This is a genomic window from Ruminococcus turbiniformis (assembly GCF_020687545.1).
GTDB classification, from domain to species: Bacteria; Bacillota; Clostridia; order Lachnospirales; family Lachnospiraceae; genus Mediterraneibacter; species Mediterraneibacter turbiniformis.
The window spans coordinates 30178-53141 of the sequence record NZ_JAJEQX010000026.1 but is presented as its reverse complement, the minus strand read 5'-3'; the positions used below and the strand labels follow the sequence as shown (position 1 = coordinate 53141).

The 22964-nt window shown below is 50.6% G+C and carries 12 protein-coding genes; 3 read left to right on the top strand and 9 right to left on the bottom strand.

Annotation, left to right across the window (positions count from 1 at the left end; translation table 11 throughout):
• Positions 1 to 12: 12 nt before the first annotated feature.
• The 8 genes from LKD70_RS13365 to LKD70_RS13330 all read right to left on the bottom strand — a co-directional run bounded on the left by LKD70_RS13365 (position 13) and on the right by LKD70_RS13330 (position 15835).
• Positions 13 to 2379 carry an FAD-dependent oxidoreductase gene (locus tag LKD70_RS13365; protein WP_227708465.1) on the bottom strand — a complete coding sequence of 789 codons (2367 nt, stop codon included), beginning with the start codon at positions 2377 to 2379 and terminating at the stop codon, positions 13 to 15.
• 2 nt (positions 2380 to 2381) lie between these two features.
• Positions 2382 to 4745 (bottom strand): xanthine dehydrogenase family protein molybdopterin-binding subunit, encoded by a 2364-nt coding sequence (locus tag LKD70_RS13360; RefSeq protein WP_227708464.1) that lies wholly within the window; start codon positions 4743 to 4745, stop codon positions 2382 to 2384.
• Positions 4738 to 5277: a (2Fe-2S)-binding protein gene (locus LKD70_RS13355; protein WP_227708463.1), complete on the bottom strand. Its 540-nt coding sequence runs from the start codon at positions 5275 to 5277 to the stop codon at positions 4738 to 4740. Before LKD70_RS13355 ends, LKD70_RS13360 begins: the two co-directional genes overlap by 8 nt.
• A gap of 264 nt (positions 5278 to 5541) precedes the next feature.
• Positions 5542 to 6222, bottom strand: a complete 681-nt coding sequence (locus LKD70_RS13350; protein WP_227708462.1) for a TetR/AcrR family transcriptional regulator — start codon at positions 6220 to 6222, stop codon at positions 5542 to 5544.
• 130 nt (positions 6223 to 6352) lie between these two features.
• The gene (locus LKD70_RS13345) at positions 6353 to 7816 is read right to left on the bottom strand and encodes an SLC13 family permease (protein ID WP_227708461.1); all 1464 of its coding nucleotides are present in this window, start codon (positions 7814 to 7816) and stop codon (positions 6353 to 6355) included.
• Positions 7817 to 7993: 177 nt separating this feature from the next.
• A complete protein-coding gene (locus LKD70_RS13340) occupies positions 7994 to 10093 on the bottom strand; it encodes a sodium-translocating pyrophosphatase (RefSeq protein WP_227708460.1) in 2100 nt (699 codons plus the stop codon).
• A gap of 377 nt (positions 10094 to 10470) precedes the next feature.
• The gene (gene glgB / locus LKD70_RS13335) at positions 10471 to 12396 is read right to left on the bottom strand and encodes a 1,4-alpha-glucan branching protein GlgB (RefSeq protein ID WP_227708459.1); all 1926 of its coding nucleotides are present in this window, start codon (positions 12394 to 12396) and stop codon (positions 10471 to 10473) included.
• Positions 12397 to 12541: 145 nt separating this feature from the next.
• The gene (locus tag LKD70_RS13330; protein ID WP_227708458.1) at positions 12542 to 15835 is read right to left on the bottom strand and encodes a hypothetical protein; all 3294 of its coding nucleotides are present in this window, start codon (positions 15833 to 15835) and stop codon (positions 12542 to 12544) included.
• Positions 15836 to 16928: 1093 nt separating this feature from the next.
• Here LKD70_RS13330 and LKD70_RS13325 point away from each other — a divergent pair.
• From LKD70_RS13325 to LKD70_RS13315, 3 genes are read left to right on the top strand one after another with little or no spacing between them, the layout of a single operon-like run.
• Positions 16929 to 19496, top strand: a complete 2568-nt coding sequence (locus LKD70_RS13325) for a YfhO family protein (RefSeq protein ID WP_227708457.1) — start codon at positions 16929 to 16931, stop codon at positions 19494 to 19496.
• Positions 19497 to 19542: 46 nt separating this feature from the next.
• Positions 19543 to 19935 carry a GtrA family protein gene (locus LKD70_RS13320; protein WP_227708456.1) on the top strand — a complete coding sequence of 131 codons (393 nt, stop codon included), beginning with the start codon at positions 19543 to 19545 and terminating at the stop codon, positions 19933 to 19935.
• Positions 19928 to 20848, top strand: coding sequence for a glycosyltransferase family 2 protein (locus LKD70_RS13315; protein WP_227708455.1), 921 nt, complete (start codon positions 19928 to 19930; stop codon positions 20846 to 20848). Before LKD70_RS13320 ends, LKD70_RS13315 begins: the two co-directional genes overlap by 8 nt.
• A gap of 18 nt (positions 20849 to 20866) precedes the next feature.
• Here the strand turns inward: LKD70_RS13315 and LKD70_RS13310 are convergent, their stop codons facing one another.
• Positions 20867 to 22960, bottom strand: a complete 2094-nt coding sequence (locus LKD70_RS13310; RefSeq protein ID WP_227708454.1) for a beta-propeller domain-containing protein — start codon at positions 22958 to 22960, stop codon at positions 20867 to 20869.
• Between the last annotated feature and the right edge of the window lie 4 nt (positions 22961 to 22964).

Below are 22964 nucleotides of genomic sequence, written 5' to 3'. Positions count from 1 at the left end.
GATCCTCCCTTCCTATGCCATCGCCTCTACCAGTCTCTTTACGAACACTTTGATCTCGTCGATCTTGTACTCGTTGTGTCCGATGCCTTCCGCGCCTTTTACCGCAAGTTCGGCCGCCTCGGAGGCAAGTTCTTCTGACGGAGCCTTTCCTTTTAACAGCTCTTCCACTGCCGCAAGCCTTACCGGAACCGGAGCCACCGCGCCGAGAACAAGTCTTGCGTCCTCGATCTTTCCGCCGGCCATCTTATAGCTCCACGCAAGCGACGTCATGGCAAAGTCGATGGACGGACGCAGCCTCAGCTTCTCATAGCCGCTCACATAGCCTTCCTTCACCGGGAGATCGATCTCTGTGATCAGTTCGCCTTCCTCCAGGTTTGCGTAAGCCTTCAGGTTTGAGCAGAAGAACTCTTCCGCGGGAATCAGCCGTCCGCAGCTTGTTTTGATATTGGCATCCATCATTACCATCACCGGAGAAAGATCGCTGGCATTTACACTGTAACAGCCGCAGTTCATGCAGCGTTTTGCCTCCGCCAGTCCTTCTTCTGCTGTAAGAGTGAAGCTGTCTTCCTTGTCAAGGCTTCTCTCCTCCGCGGAAAGATCATGGCCGTTGTTGGCCTTTTTCAGCTGCGCGGTCCCTTCTGCAAAATGAAGGAATCCTGTCTGGGTGGTCTTTACCGGATTGCCCACTCCCATTTCATTATTGATTGCTTCCGCCGCGCGGCGCCCGGATGCGATGGCTTTGATCACGGTGGTCGGGCCTGTTACGGCGTCGCCGCCCGCGTAAACCTTCGGGTCGCTGGATTTCTGCGTCTCTTCCTCTACGGAGATCAGTCCTCTGTTCAGCGCAAGGTCAAGCTCGTTTTCCAGGAAGCTTAAGTCAACCCTCTGACCGGTCGCGAGAAGGATGCTGTCCGCCTCGATCGTCATAGTATTCGATTCATCGTAGCTGGGATTGAACCGCCCGGTCTCATCCCGGAGCGCGGTACATGCTTTAAGCACCATGCCGTTCAGTTTTTCGCCCTCGTAAAGTGCGCGCTGGGGCCCCCAGCCGTTGCGGATCTCGATGCCCTCTTCCTCGGCGCGCGCGATTTCCTCTGCGGAGGCCGGCATCTCGTCTCTCTGCTCCAGACAGCACAGCGTCACGCTCTTCGCGCCCAGACGCTTCGCCGTAATGGCAACGTCCATGGATACGTTTCCGCCTCCGACGACGAGCACGTTGTTTCTTACTTTGGAGTTCACCCATTTATTTACGTCTACAAGGAACTGAAGTCCGAACTCGGTAAATTCCTCTCCGTCAAATCCCAGCACCGGGCGCTTCCATGCTCCGGTAGCGATGAAGACCTTATCAAAGGAATCCGTAAGATCACTAATCTTTACATTTTCTCCGAGCTTGCAGTTGCAGAGGAACTTCACTCCCATCTCTTCCATCCGTTTCACTACGAACCGGACATAGCTCTTCGGGAGACGGAAGTTCGGGATAGCGTACATCAGACATCCTCCCGGCTCCTCCAGCGCCTCGTATACCGTCACATCATGTCCCGCGCGGCGAAGATAATATGCGGCCGTCATGCCTGCCGGGCCTGCGCCCACCAGCGCGATCTTCTTTCCGGTCTCTTTCTCCGGAGCCGGATAGAACCGATCCGCATGCTCCATAATATAATCGCCCACTACGCGCTCCACACTGTGAATTGCCACGGACTCGTCCGTAGAGCAGCGGTTGCACTTTGTCTGGCATGTGTGCGCACACACGCGGCTTGTCATCATCGGGAAGGGATTCGCCTGCATCAGGATCTTTGCCGCGCCGTCCATATCTCCCGCACGGTAGCATGCCATATATGCCGGGATATCTGTGTTTGCCGGACACTCTGCGGAGCAGGGCGTGATGCCGGCTTTCATTCCGCCGAATACCGAATGATACCGGTTGTCTCCGCGGATCGCGTAGCACTCATGTCCGCCCTTTCTCAGGCAGTCCAGTGTTCCTCCCGCCTGATCCGGAAAACGGTAGAACCAGCAGCGCACGTCCTGGCAGAGATTTCCACCGATAGTGGCGCGGTTGCGGATCAGGGGGCTTGCCACACTGTAAGCCGCCTGGGATACCGCCGTCATGTTCTCTTTCAGGAACGGATCTTTTTCAATGGCTTCCAGTCGGGTCATCGCCCCGATCTTCACCATGCCGTCTTCCTGTTTAATATATTCTGTATCCGGAATGTCCCTGAGCGCCACGACCGTCTCCGGATATTTCTCCAGAAGTTCCCCTTTGAGCACGCCCAGAAGATCGGTTCCTCCGGCCATAACCGCCGCTTTTCCGCCCCGGTTTTCCTGCATGATCTTTCCCGCTTCTTCGTATGAGCCGGGAGTCTGATATTTAAAATGTTTCATAATTATTTGCCCTCCTTGCTCTTGATCGCCTTCAGGATAACGTCAGGCGTCGCCGGATACTCGTTTACCTCCACGCCGATTGCGTTGGAGATCGCCATCAGAACCGCGGAAGCTCCCGCCGCTCCGGAGATCTCGCCGATACCTACCGCCTTGAACATAAATGTGTCAAGCTGGCTCTCCTCGATCACGCTGGCATGCTTCGGCATATCGTTGAATGTACGGCATTTGTATTCCAGCATGCTGTTCGTCAGCATTTTTCCTGTGCCGTTTACATCATATATACACTCTTCCATTGTCGCAGTGTCAAGGCTTGCGCTTCCCACGCCGCCCTGCAGCTGCATGCGCACCATACGGTTGTCCACGATCTGTCCGATATCAGTTCCCTGAAGGAAGCGGAGCACTTTCACTTCTCCGGTATCCAGGTCAACCTCAACCTCGGTCAGGAACAGACAGCAGCTGGGAATATCGAACTGCTCCACATGTTCGCCGTATCCGATAACATTTAAATCCTTCGGCCCGAGTTTCTTGATCGGGATGCATTTCTGCGGATTGTCGCGCACAAATACCTGGAAGTCTTTCGTCTCCAGCTGCTCCGGTGAGCAGTGGAAATGAAGAGCGCCCATCTCCAGCACTTTCCTCTTTGCGTCCGCCGCTGCCTTCGTCACCGCTTTTCCTACCGTCACGGTTCCGCGGGATCCGCAGAGGCCGAAGTTTACGACATTGTTCAGGGAATCCGGCTCTGTCACATATACCTTCTCAATCGGCACATTCATGACCTCGGCCGCGAATTTTGCCGCCGCCGCTCTCTGTCCCATACCGGACTCTGTAATGTCCGTCTGCACGATCAGCGTCGCGCCTCTTCCCTTGACGTCGTGCTGGATACGCACGATACACTGCGTATTGTCCTCGCACACATCCGCGTTTCCGATTACGCCGGCGCCCACGCCGTATGCCTTTCTTCCCACAACCTTCGTCGGTTTGAGCCATCCCTTCCACGCGTCTTTCCAGCCGAATTTATCTGCCGCCAGCTGCATGGTCTCCGGATAGTGGTCGGAGCCGCGGCTCTGCCATGTGAGGCCGTCGCGCCATGTGTACCGGTCGCCGGGAGCCACATAGTTTTTCTTGAATGTCTCGATCGGGTCTTTGTCCGCCAGCATCATACAGTGCGCCATAATACGCGCCAGGCAGCTGTTCAGCTCCTGTCCGCCGTATCCGCGTACGATACCCGCCGGACATTTATTTGTCACGACAACCTTGCTGTCCAGATCCCAGTTCTGGCATTTCGCCATCACGAGCTGAGCCTCGCCAAGGCCTACGCCGACCTGGCCCTGCACCGCGTCGCACAGCGCGCCGGTGTCCACGTACCAGCATCCCTGTACCGCGTTGAAAATTCCGTCTTCGGTCATGCCGATCTTCGCATGGATTTTGGAGCCGAGTCTCTGCTCATGCCCGATCAGCTGCTCGCTCTTGCTCATCACAAGCTTCACCGGACGTCCGGTCTTGATTGCCGCGATGGCGCAGCAGAGGATCGTCACGGAAAGGGTCTGTTTGTTTCCGTAGGAACCGCCTACGTTGAATGTCTTGATTCTTAAGTTGGATTTCGGAATACGGGGCGCGTTAAACAGCTTGCAGATAAACGGCGACTGTGAGGACGCCCAGATCGTGTAATCCACGCCGCCTTCCCAGCGCACGATACATCCCGGCGCCTCGGGAGCGTTGGGCGAGCACATCTTGTTGAACTCTACCATCGCCTCTCCGGTATATGCACATTCCTCAAATCCTTTCTCCACATCTCCGCCTTCGACCTTCCACCAGGGTCCTTCCGGCTGGAAATGGGGAACGCCCGGGTCTACTTCGTTCGTCCCGCTCTTAAACTTGCCGGGGAACAGAACCGGAGCGTCGTCTTTGAGCGCGTCGATAGCATCGAAAACCGCCGGAAGCTCTTCGTACTCCACATCAATCAGATGCAGCGCCTCTCTTGCAATATCCACAGTGTCCGCCGCGCAGATTGCCACCGGATCGCCGGCAAAATATACTTCCTGGTCAAGCAGGTCTTTATGCGGAGGCCATCCCAGCGTCCATCCCTTCGGCATGTCCTTGTATGTAATCACCGCGTGCACGCCTTTAAGTGCTTCCGCCCTGCTTGTGTCGATGCTCTTAATGCGCGCGTGCGCGTAGGGGCTTCTTAAGATCTGCGCATAGATCATGCGCGGAACGGAAAAGTCATCCAGGAACATGCATCTTCCTGTCACAATATCACGCGCGTCCGCGCGGACACGGTATTTTCCGACATGGCGGTACTCCGCAGGCCTTCCGTTGACAACAGGCGCCTCAAAATTAAATTTTCCTCTCTTATATTCACTCATCTTCCTCATGCGCCTCCTTTACCACTTCATACTGATCTGACTCTACGCCCGCCAGCTTATCCAGAGCTTCCAGGACGGTGTAATGGCTGATGCACCGGCAGTAGTTCCCGGCCAGCGCCTCGCGGATCTCCTCCCCGGTAGGATGCGGGTTCGCCATAAACAGCGCCTTGGCGCTCATGATGATTCCCGGCGTACAGTATCCGCACTGGAAGGCATAGCAGTCGATAAATTTCTGCTGGATCGGGTCCAGCTCATGGGTAACCGGGTCCTCCAGTCCCTCGATTGTCACAATGTCGCTTCCGTCGCATTCCACGGTAAGAATCATGCAGCTTGTAACCGCCTTTCCGTCTTTGATCACCGTACAGCAGCCGCAGGCTCCCTCGTCGCAGGACTCTTTTGTTCCTGTCAGTTCCAGCCGTTTCCTGAGCGTCTGGACAAGAGTCTCCGACGGCGGGATCATGCCGAATTTCTCGCCGACGAGAAATTCATAAGGCTGACCGTTGATTGTCAGGTTTACGCTTTCCTTCACCATATTCAATTCCTCCATTTAAAATTTGTTCGGTCGGTCGTTTGACCTAATTTGGATAAAAAAATTTAACCGGCGCGCGGGGTCACGCGCAAACCGGGAATCCTGCGCAGAGATGCTTCCCGCAGACGGAGCGGGCGATCCTGCGCAGCAGCACACCGTGCTGTAAGGTCGGTCGTTTGACTTACCCTGAGTATAATACGGAAACCGGAGTTTGTCAACAGATTCACAAACAAAAAACAGGCGGAATTCTTTTCCACCTGCGGCTGCTTACACCTGCGCGGTTCCCACAGCAGCCTCAATACTCTCCATGAAATATCTGTGAAGGACATCCTCCACCTTTTCGGGATCACTCAAATCCACCCCCATAAATTCCTGCATGTACTGATTCATCAGCGGCTTTTCCGAATAACTCATGATCGCCGCCATGATCGCCCTGGCGATCAGCGCCGCCTGGAACGGATCCTGCTTTGTGCCAAGCGCCATAATCAGCTCCGCCAGCACCTGCTCGCTTGTGCGCACCGCCGTCTTTGCCATAATTCCCTTTGAACTTTCCGGCAGGCCGCTCTCGTGGTCTGCCAGGCCGATATTAATCCAGCTCGATTTATAATCAAAGGCACTCCGGATCCGGTCTGTCAGGAAACGGTCCAGATACATCCAGGCCTGTTCTTTATCCACCGGCTGCTGCTTTAAAAACCGCCGTATTTCACAGGCCAGCGCAGAATACCGCTTCTCCAGCCTGTCCGCCGCCCTCTGTACTGCCTCCTTTACCAGGTTTTCTTTATTTCCGAAATGAAAATTGATGGCGGAAAGGTTCACCTGCGCCAGATTGGCGATCATCCGGGTTGTGGTCGCGTCGTATCCGTATACGGCGATCAGCGCCTGCGTCGCTTTCAGAAGACGGTCCGGTGTGGTGTCGTTTTCCTTGAAAGAAATGTCGATAATATCCATTGATGCTCCTCTTTCCCTGATTTTTCCGTTCTATTATAACACCCCGAAACGCAAAAAACCATGTGTTTTGCAGAGGCAGAACACATGGTTTCATAAAATTTCATAAAATCCGGCGCCGTTTCCTTTCCGGTTACCCGAGATATCCGAGCATATACCAGAGCGGAATACTTGCCGTACATCCGATCAGATTGACAATCATATACAGGAAAGAAGCCTTCCTCATCTCCGGGAACGTCACATACTTCTCTCCCGCAACGCCCAGCGTCGCCATGGCAAACGGGTTCATGTAGGGAACCGTCCAGCACATGGAGCTCATAAACTCGACAAAGATAATCACATACAGATTGATGCCCGCCGCATTCATCAGCCCGCCGAAAATCGCCATTACCACGACAAGAGCCGTGTTCTGCTCGATAATCAGGAAACGGAGCAGATAAGTAAAGATACAGATAAACGGCACGAAAATCCACGGGGACGCCACCACCGGTTCAAGAACCGGCCCGAGCACGCCCGCGATCACTTCGCTCCAGCCAAGGGAGGACATATAATTTGCCATACCCAGAAGGCTGCCGATAAAGATCACAAGCGACCACGGAATCTTCGTGTTAAAGTCCGAGGGTTCCAGAAGGCCGAGGGCGCACATGATGCAGATCGCCGCCCAGCCGATCATTCCCGTATCCATCCCGTGGAAACTGGATGTGGACCAGAGTACCAGCGCGATCACAAGCACGGACGCCGCGATCTTTTCCTCTCTCTTCATGGGCCCGAGCTCTTTCAGCCTTTCCTTGAAGAAGGTTTTGGAAAACTCCACCTTCTCCGCCGGACGGCAGACAATCGCACAGAAAATATAAGTGCCCACAAGCAGGATCACAAACCAGATGCTCGACGCAACAAACCAGCTCACAAAATCAAATGCAGCGCCCTCCGCGTTCAGCGAAGTGGCATATGAGGTGATGAATCCACAGATAACCGAGACATATACCGACCCGGTAAAGAACGCGTTTCCTCCCAGATACGCCGGCAGGTAGCAGGCTGCGAACAGTCCCAGCGCGCCCTTGCTTCTGGGCTTCATCTTCATCTCTTCCGTGGTAGATGTTGCAAACGGAATCAGGATATTTACCTTCGCATTTACCGAAGGAATCAGGGGGCTTAATACCGTGCCGGTACACATCATCGCCAGCACCGCCCCGTTGTATGTGGGCGGGAAAACAGACAGGATGGCGATCGCGATCCTGTTCAGAAGCCCGCTCTTTCCGATGCCGGCCGAGAGCGCAAACACCATGATAATCAGCCAGATCGTAGAGCCGCTGAATGCCCCGAACAGGCCGGTCATGTTAAACACTTCCTCCTGGTATACACCGGCTTTTCTGCAGATCGCGTCCGTGAGGATCATAAGGGAAGATGCACCCAGCACAACCACCCAGTCCGCAAGCGCGCCGGTCAGCAGAAGGATGATCACCGCCAGGAACACACCCGCGTAGATAAACGATGCGGGAGACAGGGGCGAATCTGCACCCGGATTTACCGTAAAGGCCATAACATAAAAAATGACGGCCACAATAAACGCAAAAATAAGACCATTTCTCTTCTTCAAAACAGTTTCTCCTTTTGTCATTATTTTTAGTTCATTCGACCGACCTAACCTTATCTTTAAATTAGCACATTGTGATTTTTCTGTCAATATATGAAGCGTCGAAATTTTTCAGAAATCAAAAAAGGCCCTCCTGTATATGTCATCACAGAAAAGCCTTTTCCCATACCTCGCCTTTTATCAGAAAATATGATAATTCACAACCAGAGCCGCAAACACGATGGAAACCATCGAAAGCAGCTTGATCAGGATATTGATGGACGGCCCGGACGTATCCTTGAACGGATCGCCGACCGTATCTCCGACTACCGCGGCCTTGTGCTGCTCGCTGCCTTTTCCTCCATGAGCACCGCCCTCGATGTATTTCTTCGCGTTGTCCCACGCGCCTCCTGCATTCGCCATGAAGATCGCCATCAGGAATCCGGTCGCGGTCGCGCCCGTGAGCAGCCCGATCACCCCGTTGTACCCGAGAATCAGTCCCGTCACGACCGGTGTGATAATCGCCAGAAGCGTGGGCAGAATCATCTCGTGAAGACTTGCCTTCGTACAGATGTCCACACAGGTCTCATAGTCCGCATCCGCCTTTCCTTCCATCAGGCCTTTAATCTCTTTGAACTGGCGGCGCACTTCCACGACGATGCTCTGCGCCGCGCGTCCCACAGACTCCATGGTCAGAGCCGCGAACACGAAGGGCAGGCAGGCGCCGATAAAGATGCCGACCAGAACCGTCGGATTCATCACGCTCATGTCAAGCACGATCTCCGCTCCGCCTACTTCCTGTACTTTCTCCACATAAGATGCGATCAGCGCCAGGGCGGTAAGCGCCGCGGAACCGATGGCAAATCCTTTCCCTGTTGCGGCTGTCGTATTTCCCAGCGAATCCAGCGCGTCCGTACGCCTTCTCACTTCCGGGTCAAGGCCCGCCATCTCGGCGATGCCCCCCGCGTTGTCCGCGATCGGCCCGTACGCGTCGGTTGCCAGCGTAATGCCGAGCGTGGAAAGCATGCCCACCGCCGCCAGGGCGATGCCGTACAGCCCGCGCGTTGACTCGATAAATCCGCCGGACAGAGCGTAGGCCGCCATCACGCAGATCGCGATAATCACGATCGGGACTGCCGTGGAAAGCATGCCCAGTCCCAGGCCGCCGATGATGATCGTCGCCGCGCCCGTCTCCGACTTGCCCGCCAGATTCTGTGTCGGTTTATAGGTATCCGATGTAAAATATTCCGTAAAAAACCCGATCAGCACGCCTGCAAGAAGTCCGCCAAGAATCGCGAAATAGAACCCGATAAAGTCCTTCCCGAGAATGAACCAGACAAGCGGGAATGCCACGACGGCAATAATCACCGCGCTGGTATTTGTTCCTCTTCTGAGCGCCTTCAAAAGTGTTCCCTGATCGGTATTTTCGCCGGTTTTGACAAGCAGCGAGCCGATAATCGAAGCGATCACTCCAACCGCCGCAAGAATCATCGGGATCACCACTGCGTTGACCCGGTCCACAGATTCGATTTTATTAAAAGCGATGACGCCGAGCGCGCACGCGGACAGGATAGAACCCACATAGGATTCATAGAGGTCCGCTCCCATTCCGGCCACGTCACCCACATTATCCCCCACATTGTCGGCGATCACGGCCGGGTTCCTCGGATCATCCTCCGGAATGCCCGCTTCTACCTTTCCCACAAGATCTGCTCCCACGTCGGCCGCCTTCGTATAGATGCCGCCGCCCACACGGGCGAACAGCGCCATGGAAGACGCGCCCATTCCGAAAGTAAGCATGGTACTTGTAATATCCTCCAGCGGAAGCTTAAATACAAGCCTTAAAAGAAGATACCAGATAGAGATATCCAAAAGCCCCAGTCCTACAACTGTAAATCCCATAACAGAGCCGGCGGAAAACGCCACGTTAAGTCCGCGGTTTAAGCTCTTCTGGCAGGCCGCCGCTGTCCTTGCATTCGCCCTCGTTGCGATCTGCATTCCGACAAAACCGGAAAGTCCCGAGAAAAATCCTCCCGTAACAAACGCGAACGGTACAAACCATGTCAGAAGCCCCAGCGCAGCCATCACGAAAAGAATGACAAACATCACCGCAAAGAAGCCGATCAGAATCTTATACTGCCGGCGCAGATACGCCATCGCCCCCTTGTGGATAGATGCGGAGATCTTCTTCATCGTCTCATTTCCTTCCGGGAAACGAAGAACCTTCTGTGCTCTGCTCACAACAAAAAGAAGTGCAATCACAGAACCGCATAACGTCAGTAGTGCCAATTCATTGTCCATTGAAACCTCTCCTTCCTTAAAAAAAATTTGATTCCATTATAGCACTTTCTAACCATTTTTGTATATTATTTATTAGTATTTTTTGTATTTTAGCACTATTTTTATGTAATATGAACAAAATATGAACATTCTGTAAATAAACTGTCTTTGGTACAGTTCTGACGCTGGTCCAGCATATTTCTATGCAGGTTTGATCAGGGCAGTGTAAAAATTCATACCTGTAAAAACAAAGATCCCCCGGAACCATACCGTGTAGAGGCAAGTGCCGCTGCATCCGAACACGAAAACACGATACGGTTCTGAGGGATATTGTAACTATACAGCAATATGAAATTTATAATCCGGTCAGACAGATCTGTTAAACATAAACAGCTCCCTTAATATTCAAATACTGCGACTCCATACGCCGGCAGCGGATATGCAATCGAATATTTCTGTCCGTCACACTCCTGTTTTACAGGCTTGTACACAAGAGGCCGTTTCTCTCCTTTTCCGCCGTACTGAGCATCATCACTGTTGAGAACAAGTTTTAGCTGCTTTCTCCTCGGGACTCCCACGCGATAATCCGGACGTTCCACCGGAGTGAAATTAATCACAAAGAGCAGGTTTTTCTTCCCGTCTTTGGAGTGTCTCACAAAGCTGTAAATACTGCGGAAAATATCGTCCGCATTAATCCACTGGAATCCTTCCGGCTGCTGATCCATCTCATAGAGAGCCTTGTTCTTCTTATACAGGTGAAGCAGATCCCGGTACCAGTTCTGAATTGCCTGATGTTCCGGCTCGGCAAGAAGATACCAGTCGAGCTCTCTTTCCTCGCTCCACTCGCGGAGCTGCGCAAATTCCTGTCCCATAAAAAGAAGTTTCTTGCCCGGATGTCCTGTCATAAATGCATATCCGGCCTTTAAGTTCGCATACTTATCAAATCCGAGTCCCGGCATCTTATTGAGCATGGAGCACTTCAGATGCACAACTTCATCGTGTGAAAGGACAAGGATATAGTTCTCGCTGTAGGCATAGGAACTTGCAAATGTCATCATATGATGCGCATTCTTCCTGAAATACGGATCCAGCTTCATATATTCAGTGAAGTCATGCATCCATCCCATATTCCATTTCAGGCTGAATCCCAGTCCGTCATCCTCGGGTGCACCCGTCACTTTCGGCCAGGCAGTAGATTCCTCAGCAATCATGACCGCACCTTTATTTCTTCCGAGGACAACAGAATTAAGATGCTTGAAAAATTCGATTGCTTCCAGGTTTTCATTTCCGCCGTATTTATTCGCAACCCACTGTCCGTCCTGCTTTCCGTAATCCAGATAGAGCATGGACGCAACGGCGTCAACCCGAAGCCCGTCCACATGATAATGCTCGATCCAGAACAGTGCATTCGCAATCAGGAAGTTTTTCACTTCCGGTTTTCCGTAATCAAAAATCTTTGTCCCCCAGTCCGGATGTTCGCCCTTTCTCGGATCCGCATATTCAAATGTCGGTGTTCCGTCAAAGTCAGCCAGTCCGTGGGCATCTCTCGGGAAATGAGCCGGTACCCAGTCAAGAATAACACCGATATTGTTTCTGTGCAGATAATTGATCATATACGCGAAATCCTCCGGTGTTCCGTATCTGGAAGTAGGCGCATAATATCCCGTCACCTGGTATCCCCACGAGCCGTCGTAAGGATGCTCCGCCATTCCCATCAGCTCCACATGAGTATATCCCATGTCCTTCACATATTTCACAATTGCATCTGCAAACTCGCGGTATGTGTAAAATCCTTCATCCTCTCTTCCCGGATGTCTCATCCAGGAACCGAGATGCACCTCGTAAATAGACATCGGATTTTTTGTGTGATCCCATGTCTCACGCTGCTTCATCCAGGCATCATCCGTCCACTTCAGATGTGAAATATCCGCAACTCTCGAAGCGGTTCCCGGTCTCAGTTCCGCATAATTCGCAAACGGGTCTGCCTTGAATATCCTTTTTCCCTGCTGTGTCTCAATACAGAATTTGTACAGATCCCCTTCCTTAACCCCGGGAACAAAACATGTATAAATACCGACCGGTTCCTGACGTTCCATATAGTTCGCCTCAAAATCCCAGTCATTAAAATCTCCTACAACCGCAGCTCTCCTGGCATTCGGCGCCCACACTGCAAAATAAACGCCTTCTTTTCCATTCTGAACCACTTTATGAGCACCCATCTTCTCATAAATCTCATAGTGATTCCCCTGTCCGAAAAGATATTGATCAAGCTCTCCGATCTCATAAGGCTGCAGTTTTTTCTTTGTGCTTTTTCCCTTTTTCATAAAGCCACCTCGCACTAAATTAATATAGCTCTATTATACTTTATCCCCTCCGAAAAAGAAAGTGGTAAGCGGCTCCGGGACAAAAAAACAGGCGGCCTTTTGGCCGCCTGCCTGCACATAATCTGTACATAACACGTATTCCTGTTTATACATTGAAATCTTTTTCCGAAAGCAGAATTCTGTCCGCCTCATCTGTGTTCTTTCCGAACACACGCTTCATCAGTTTTTTCGCGGATGCTTTCTGAGAGTGCTGGATCGCGTCATCCATGATCTCCTTCACTTCCGCAACTGTTACCGCGTGATCTTCCCTCTGCAGAGAGTCAATCTTGCTGTAGAGAGCCAGAATTCCCATCTCATCAATGCGGTATCCGTTTTCCTGTGCATAAGTCTGTCCAAACGTCACAAGCTCATCGTTGATAAAAATCGGAACTTCGAGCCGGCATGTGAACTTCCTTCTGAACTCCCTGTTGGATGACAGAAGTCTGTCGAGCGGTTTTCTCTGCTCTTCAAGTACAATCAACAGTTCCCCTGTATCTTTCTCCATTGCCTTGTTCAGCCGGGCGACTGTCCGCTCATTCATCTTGCCCGCTTTCTCAATAATCAGAGCTCCTCCATAGAGTTTGTCAAAAATATCACTGATCTTCTTCTTATTTAAGGACTCTCCCGTAACGATGGCAACTTTACCCTGCTTAATCTCTCTCTGCTTCTGAATTGCTTTTACGACATCAACGGCAAGGACGGTTTTCCCGTTTCCTTTATTTCCTATAATCAGAAGGTTTCCTGTCTTTGATGTGCCCTGGCGGTTTGTACAGTTTTTGTCCTGTTCCAGAACATCAACCAGCTGCTCGCTCATGCCGCGAACCGGAACAAAATAGGAAAACAGTTTCTTCTGCTCTTCCGTAAGTCCTGCTCTTGTTCCAATGCCGCTCTGAAGTTCCAGATCGTAACGGCCGTGAACAATAAATCCTGTATCTGACATGGACAGCGCATCCGATATCTCGTTAAGCGGAAGCGGCGCTGTCTTTCCTGTGGCTATGAGTTTTGCAGTTTCCTTTCTGCTGAGAGGTGTTGTTGCGGAAAGAATATCCATGCCGTCATCATCATCGTCCGGTATCTCTCTGTCATCCGGTTCCTCGGAGTGATCCGGATTCACCCGGAATTCCTCTTCGAGATCCGGCGCTTCGTCGTCGTATCCGCTGTATTCATCATACTCCTCTGCGCTGTCCGGCTCCTCTTCGAACTCATCCTCGTCCTCATACTCGTCGTAATCATCCGCCTCTAGTTCTTCATCATCGTCCGGATACTCGTCCTCATCTACATACTCTTCCCCGTCATCCAGGTACTCGTCCTCCTCTGCGTACTCTTCCCCGTCATCCGGGTACTCGTCTTCCTCTGCGTACTCTTCTCCGTCATCCAGGTACTCGTCTTCCTCTGCGTACTCTTCCCCGTCATCCGGGTACTCGTCTTCCTCTGCGTACTCTTCCCCGTCATCCGGGTACTCGTCTTCCTCTACATACTCTTCTCCGTCATCCAGGTACTCGTCTTCCTCTACATACTCTTCTCCGTCATCCAGATACTCATCGTCATCAGAGTATTCATCATCATCGTCCAGACTCATACGAAGTTCTTCTGTAACTTTTCCCATATTCTCATGAGGCTCTTCTTTTATTCTCTTCAGAGTTCTCTCCGGTCTGGGTTTTACCTCTTCCTCCGGTGGAATCACTCCTTCAATTTCATCAATCATCCGCTGGATATCCGGCGGCAGAATAGGTTCTGTTTTCTTTTTTGTCTCCATTGTCTCCCCTGTTGTATCCCCTTCTGTAGTAATATCTGACTCTTTTTCTGCCAGAGTTTTCTCTTCAGCAAGATCCTTCTCCCCGGTGAGGTCTTCCGCTTCCGTAAGATCGATTTCTCCGGTGAGGTCTTCCGCTTCTGTAAGATCGATTTCTCCGGTGAGATCCTCCGCTTCCGTGAGATCGATTTCTCCGGTGAGATCCTCCGCTTCCGTGAGATCAATCTCTCCGGTGAGGTCTTCCGCTTCTGTGAGATCAATCTCTCCTGTAAGCCCCTCGGCGTCAGCAAGGTCAAGCTCTTCTTTACTGTCTCCAAAATCAGGAACGTCCGTCCGCGCTATAATTTCTTCCACAGCTCCAAATGTGCTTTCATCTCCGGCAGTTTCTCTCTCCGCATCATCCGCAGGCTCTCCCTCCCAGCCTGTGAGAATATCTTCAAGATTCATCTGACCGCTGATCTCATCATCCTCATCCGGAATAATTTCTTTCATTCCGCCGGAAGATGATGCCGGTCTTTTCTTCTCATCAGCGATTTTTGTGACCATCTCCATATCCGCCACAGACTCAATCTCACTGATTGCCTTTTCCAGATCGCCAAGCTCCGGCTCTTCTTCCGCCACATTTTCCGTTTCTTTTTCCGGCTCTTTTTTCCCGGGATGAAGCAGTCTTCTCAGCGCTTCATCAAGCGGCATTGTATCGCCAAGCTTTTTCTTCTGTACCGTTTTTTCTTCTTTTACTGCCGTATCAGCCTGTTCGTCTGATTCAGTCTGCGTGTCTGTCCCGCCGTCTCTGACATCCGGTCTTACATCAGACGGATTCGCTGTCTCTGCCGGACTCTCAGAATTTGTATCCGATTCCGTTTTATCATCAGCCGAATCATCGACTGAACGTTCTTCAGACGATGTGTCTGCCTGGCCGGCCGATCCGCCTGCATCCGCAGCTCCTGCCTTTTCCTCGGCATAAGTCACGATATCCGGCATTTCTTCCGTCTCCGCAGACAGTTTCTCATATCTTCTGTCATACTTTTCCTGCTGAGAGGGTGTCAAAGGCTTATACTGCATCTTCAGTTCCATCGCCTTATAGACATACTGCCCTTCACTGAACCACAGAATCAGATCATCACATTCTTCCAGACATTCCGCTGTCATGCCGGCTTCCTGATACAGTTTAGCAAGTTCGTACGCCCACTCTTCAATGTACTCTGACTTCTTATACTCCTCCAGCGCCTCAATCTGCTGCTCAATCGGTGCTCTCTGAGCTCTGAGAATCTGATATCTGAGAATATACTGATTCGGATCTTTCGGAGCCACCTGCATAAAATCATCATAATAGTCAATGGCCTCATCCACATTTCCGGTTTTCAGCGCAAGAGTACACAGCCGGCTTATAATCTTTCGGCTTCCCTCTGCACGCCTGTAAGCAAGATTCAGCACCTCATAGCTTTTCTGGTATTCTTTATTTTTCTCATAAATGTCACTGACATTCGTAAGCATCGCTGCATTGCGGACGCGTTTCCAGTCGATTGTATCTGCAAGATCCGCCGCTTTTCTGTATGCGCCGTCTTCCATAAGTTCAAGCATCTGTTCTGTCTTTAACTTATATTCGTACTTATCCACCGCATTCACCTCGTCGAAAAATAATTTCATCGGTCAGCATTAAACCTCCGGAACTGCTTCTTCCGGAAGGTATTCTTGCAATTAGTTTATCATATGAGGTGCGTAATGTCAAAAAAATGCATCCTCAATTGACATTGACGATGCATTTTAATACTTATTTAATTTTTTCATCCTTTTATTTAAAACCGGAGGCAAACCTTGATTCGTTCCTGTAAGACCTCTGCTTTTGTTATTGATCAGCGGTCGATTTATTAAGACCAACTTATTAAATCTTCCCTCCTTATAATAACAATTTGAGGTTCATGGCAGCATCCTCTGTCATACAATTTCTGTTTTCTCTCGGTACCATTTTATATTTTCAGAAGACCTCCAAGTTATTCTTCCTATAATCGTTCAACTGGAGCAGTACCCATATCTGATATTCAAACAGCCTACTGAATTATTACTTCTATAACTATGTATCTTCTCTATAAAAAGATATTCTAATCGATGTTTCTTTACACATCTTTCAAAATTCTGCCATATGTGGTATCTATATTCAATACGTCTGCAAATGTTGAATCTGAATTGATTTTCATCCGAATTCCGAACTCTCCGATCACTTTCTCTTTTAGTATATTTCCGGATTATTAATCTTATGTAAAGCAAAGGTCTCTTTCATCACAGGAACTTACATTTGCCGTACCACTGACATATTGATAATTAACTGAAACTATACTGTCCATGGGACTAACCTCCTGCTGCTTTTATTTTTAACCTAATCGAACTACTGATAATATAAAATTTATTACCCCTGTTCTCTTAGATAAATATCCTTTGGAGATGTTGTTTTGGTTATCTCTGTTTGGATGATCTTATGATATCATTCATGCCTTTATTTGTCAATGCTTTTTTAAAAATATTTTTAAATTAATTTATTATTGTTTATTTATTTTATAATTTTCAGAAAATTTATTCTGTTTGTTCACCTTTCGCAATACCGCTTCTGCTTTCTCAAGATCTCATTCTTAAGATCCATATAGCTGTTCTTAAGAATTCTTCAGAATTTCTTCGACCTTTTATTAAGCAGAAAGGAGTACTCTGTTTAACGGAATAAAAAAGCGGAAAAGGGGGAAATTTCTGAATGAAAAAACTGCTTTATCCTTTCTCTCTCATTCTTATTTTTGCAGCGCTGACTGCCGCCGTCATTCCCGATGGTTCTGTATTCGGCTCAAACACAGACTGGCTGAGCCAGCACGTCACTCTGGCCGAAACAATCCGCAGCGCCTGTCTTAAGCAGGGAACACTGCTGCCGTCATGGATTGACCTTGGCGGCGGCTCCAACGGATACCAGTTTTCCTACTACGGTTTTCTGAGACCTGATATCCTGCTCGGATGCCTGCTGCCGGAAATTTCCATGCTGAATATTGTAATTGCATATATGATGTTTCTCTGTCTCGCCTCAGTGCTGCTCTGTTATACATGGCTGAAGAGCGAGGGTATGAAAGATTCTGCCGCCTGGACGGGAAGTATCCTTTTTATGACAGCAGGATGCATGTTTCATATGCACCGCCAGATCATGTTTGTAAATTACCTGCCGTTTCTGCTTGCCGCTCTTCTATGTGTCAGAAAAAAACGCCGGAAGCTGCTTCCGCTCTTCCTGTTTCTGATCTGCATACACAGCTTTTATTTTGCTATCGCAGCATTTGCTGCCATCGGCTGGTACTGGTACCGCACAGAAGAACGGGAAGGCATCGCATTTTTCAGAATCTCCTTCCTCAGAAGCTATGTGCCTGCTGCTGTTCTCGGAGCAGGAATGGCTGCCGCGCTGCTCCTTCCGACAGGGCTCGTCCTGCTTGAGCACAGACACGGCGGAGAGGGCATATCCCTGCTCTCGGTTCTCTCTCTTTTTGCTCCGAATCCGGCAATGAACAACCTCCTGTTCAATGAATACGGAATGGGACTTACTTTTATCTGTTTTTATGTGATCCTTGCCGGCATCAGGCAGAAAGATTACAGAAAGGACAGCATCCTTTTTCTGCTCTTCGGTCTTTTCGGGATCTTCTCGTGGGTTTTAAACGGGACACTGTACGCCCGCCCAAAGATCCTGATCCCGTTTATGCCGCTTGTTGTTCTGCACTGTGTCCGTTTTCTGCAGAATGAAAAACAGCGTCCCCTCTGGCCATTTGCAGTCATATTTCCGCTTGGCCTTCTCTGGTTCAGTCAGCCGCAGTTCGGCTGGATTCTGGCTGAAGCAGGAATTCTCTTTGCATTGTGCGGTGCGCGCAGACTCCGGTACCGCCATTTATGGAAACGGCTGCCCGGAAGTTCTGTATTCCTCTCGGCCACAAGGGCCCTCGCGATATGTCTGGCTTTGATTTCTCCTGTGGGGATGTTTCTCGTCACAGCAGAATCCGAAGACTGGGTAAAACGTTCCGAGATACAGGCAGGCTTTCAGCCGGAGGAACTCGCCGGCATCAAAATGGACCCGCTCTACCACTTTGACAGTATGGACAGCCCTCTTATAAGCGGAAATGAAACCCCGAAAACAGGGATGCCCCGGAGCACGATGTACTCTTCCGTTACAAATCAGGCGTACTCGGATCTGTACTATGACACACTTATGACTCCCATCCGGATCAACAACCGGGTCGCGCTTCTGACTTCCGCCAATCCGTTCATGCTGAACCTTCTCGGCGTCCGCTATCTTGAAACAACAGCGGATGCCGTCCCGGAGGGCTGGAATACGGTGCTTGAGTCCGGTGAGCATGTCATCGCAGAAAACGAAAACGTCCTTCCTTCTGTATATTTTACAGACGATGTTGTACCGCAGCAGTACTGGGATACGCTGGAGCCGCTCCAAAAACTGGATCTTATCACCCGGAAAACCGTAGTCGAAGGAACCGCCGAAAACGCGGATTCACAGTCCGGCGATTCCGCAAATATGCGCGCTTTTGAACCAGAATTTTCATCCGCAGATATACCGGACGGGCTTAAGATCACCCGTACACAGAATGGATTCGAGATCGCTGCAGAAGAAAACTGTACTTTCACTGTGGATCTTGAAAATCCTTCTCCCGGGGACATCGTCCTGCTGCAGTTCCAAGTAGAGAATAAGACGACACAGCCAGTTGTCATAGATATAAATAGCATCCGCAATAAGCTGTCCGGTTTCTTTGCCCCGTATCCGAATGGAAATGACTGCTTTCACTACCAGCTTTCCGGAGATTCCGAAACGGGAGTAAACCGGATCGAGATCACATTTTCCAAAGGGCACTATGTGCTGAGTGAAATCGAATGGCATCTGTATGACCGGAGACTGTTTGCGGAAAAGCAGTATACCCCGTTGATTCCGGATGATGCTCCGGCCTCTGCTGCATCAGAAACTGCCGCTTCCGGAAACACATCCGTTCTGTCCGGTTCTCTGACCGCAGAATCTGACGGATATATTGCCACAACCATACCGATGCAGAACGGACTTCAGATTCTTGTAGACGGAGAAAGAGTTCCTCTTGTAACTGTAAACGAAGCATTTGCAGGGGCATACGTGGCCGAAGGATCACACCGGATCGAAATCACCTTTTCCCCGCCGGGCAAAACTGCCGGCTGCGCAGTCAGCCTGCTCTCATCTGCAGTCTATGTGATCTGGCTTTTGTCCGCGGCGCTTCAACGCCGAAAGCAGGAAACTGAAGAAGGAAAGCAGGAGACATAAAAAGCAGAGAACGGAAAATAAATGGAAATGAAAGAAGGGGATATTTATGAATCATAAAAAAGAATTTATCACTTATCTGGTCAGCGGAGGCATAACTACCGCCGCAAATTATGTACTGTATGCGGGACTTCTGTTTTTAGAAGTCCCATGGCTTGCCGCAAACAGCGCGGCGTGGGCTGGAGCGGTTATTACAGCATATATTCTGAACCGCCGGTGGGTATTCCGCTCCCGGAACCGAATGACAGCCGAGCTTGCGTCCTTTGTGGGACTTCGTTTCCTCACGCTTCTGACGGAGAATCTGCTTCTGTGGCTTCTGATCGACGAACTGAAGCTCGCTCCGTTTCCCGCCAAGCTTATCGTCAGCGCAGTCACTGTAACCGGAAACTATCTTCTCAGCAAATACAGAATCTTTAAAAAGGAGGCAGTCTGTCATGGATAAAATAAGTATCATTGTTCCCTGCTATAATGAAGAAAAAGCGCTTCCGGACTTCTATCGGGCCGTATCTGAAACAGCAGATGATATTCCCGGCGCACAATGTGAGTTTATCTTCGTAGATGACGGAAGCTGTGACCGCACGGCAGAGATTCTCTCCGGACTGACCGCATCAGACAGCCGGTGCCGCTACCTTTCGTTTTCAAGAAATTTCGGAAAAGAAGCCGCCATGTACGCAGGGCTCCAGAACGCGTCCGGAGATTACTGCGTCTTTATGGACGCTGATTTGCAGCACCCGCCGGAACTTCTGAAAGAAATGTATCATGTTCTCAAAACGGAGAATTATGACTGCTGTGCCGGACTCCGGGAAGGAAGAGAAGGGGACGGGAAACTGAGATCGCTCCTGTCCCGTACGTTTTACCGCATCATCCGCCGCTTCTGCCATCTTGACATGGGCGACGGGAAAGGAGACTTCCGGATGATGAACCGGGCGATGGCTGATTCCATCCTGGAACTTAAGGAATACAACCGGTATATGAAAGGAATTTTCTCGTTTGTCGGCTTTGATACAAAATGGATTCCGTTCCGCAATATCGAGCGCTCCGCCGGAGAATCCAAGTGGTCCTTCCGCTCTCTGTTCCGGTATGCCGTCGACGGCATACTGTCATTTTCGACCGTGCCTGCGGCAATGCCGGGAGCGGTCGGAGCCCTCCTGATTGCCGCCGCCGTGCTGACAGTGGTATTGTCTGTACTCTTTGGCGGAGGGCTCACTGTGGTTCCCATGCTTGTCAGCCTGATCCTTCTGCTCAACGGAATCCAGATGATCTTTTTATCTCTCCTGGGACAGTATGTCTCGAAAGACTATATGGAAAGCAAAAAGCGTCCTATCTACATAGTGAAGAAAAAAGGCGGATTCTGATTTCCCGTGCCGGGATGTTTACAGTACGATATCATCGATCTTCCGGAAATCGGAGAGTGTGTAGGCTTCCACCGTATTTCCTGTAACCAGGTAAAACCTGTCCCCGGAATAGAGGCCGCGCACATCTCCGTACCCGGGCATTTCTCTTGAGAACACCTCCTGAAATCCGTTCTCCTCATCAAAGGAAAATACATGGTAAACGGGGGTGTTCCCATATGCCATAAACCCGAAGAGGTTTTTCTCCACATCGACGAATACCGCCTTGTAGTTATAAGCCACATCTGTGCTGTACGTATCCTCAAGAATATACATGGAGAGTTCTTTGACGTCAGATGGATCTGAGATGTCAAACATGGAGAGCTTCACGCCATCGGTTGTCACCATCTCTTCATCCACGTCCATTCCGATTCCGAGCAGCCTGCCATCGCCGTACGGATGGAGATACTCTGAAAATCCCGGTATCTTCAGGGAACCGATGATATCCGGATTTGCCGGGTCTGAGAGATCCGCTGAAAACAGCGGGTCTGTCTCCTTAAACGTCACAAAATATCCGGTCTCTCCCATAAACCTGGCGGAATACACCCTCTCGTCGGGCGCCATGTTCCGGATCTCCCCGGTGATCTCAAGATTTTCGTCCAGAACATAGAGCGAATTCGTATCAACTGCTTCCGCAGTATCACTGGAAGTACTGTCATCCAGACTGTAAAACGGCTGGATTCCCACATTGTTATTCACAGGCGTCACGGTCGTCACAAGCCGGAGATATCCTTCATACTCGTCGATACTGAAGGAATCATTCAGCGTGCCGTCAATCTTCGTCTGAGCCACACCCTCAAGTATTCCGTCGCTGTATGAAACTTTCCGGATAGACGTCTGCGTCACATCCGCGTCATTTTCTCCATAAAGCGACTCCGTGATATAAATGTTTTCACTGCTCACATAGTAGATCCCGCCGGTTCCGAACACGGCCTTGCTGTCTGTTCTCTCCTCCGGATTTTCCAGGGAGAAGGAGGTAATCACTGTGTACTCGCTTCCCATCCGCCCTTGAGGCATGTAAATATTCTCTGCTGCAATCAGATCTCCGCCTGCCTCCGGAACATACGCCGATATTCCGGATCGGGGCGCTGCTGCGTCTGCATAGAAACGGCTCAGAATATAAATATAGCCGTCCTTCGCACGCATGGTATCATAATATCCGCTCTGGGATACCGTGGTGATCTTTTCCGGCTCCGCCGGGCTGGACACGTCATAAACGTCCGCACATGTATAGTCGGTGTAATACCCGTATCCCTCATCGCCTTCGTTATATTCCGAACGGGTATAAAGCACGACAAGCTTTCCTTCTTCCACGTAAATCTCACTGATATAGCAGTCGTCTTCCAGGCGGATCTCCGAGAGGGCTTCCATCTCTTCTGTACCGATCCCGACAATACTTACTTTCTGTCCGTTTTGGATATAGAGATTCTGCCCGTCCGTCTTGACCGCGTCTGCCTCGCCGACTCCCTGTTCGCGGACATTCGTATCTGAATAGGAACCTGTATCGGTCTGTCCGCTTCCCGCAGAGTCAGAAGCACTTTCCTCTCTCACCGCCCCGCCGTTTCCTGCACCGGAAGATGCGGATGCGCCGTCCATCGTCCCGTCCGAATAGACTTCAGCCTGTGTCTCGTACTGTTTCTGCTGCTCCTGAATATATTCGTAGATCTCATCATAATCAGACGCTGCGGCGATCTTTCCCGAATCTGCGGCCGCTCCCGTCTCTTCTGTCTGACCCTGTCCTGCTGTTCCCGATGTACCAGCCGCAGAAGATGAGGCCGCGTCGGTCTCCGAAGAAGCGACACGGCCGCCCTCCGTATCCTCTCCATAATTCAGATATCCCGAGCTGATCCCGACTGCTATACAGACGCAGGCGGCCGCTGCAGCTCCGGCAAAACGGACTGCATATTTTCGCAGTCTCTCTTTTCTTCTCTTCCTCAGTATCTCTGTGACGGTCTTTGGCTCAAGCGTTACCGGAATCTTGACGTCGTCGGCACTTCTGCGCAGTTTTTCTTCCAGAGTTTCTTCCCATTTTTCATCCACATTCCCATCTATATTTTTCAATTCCCTGTCTTCCATGCTC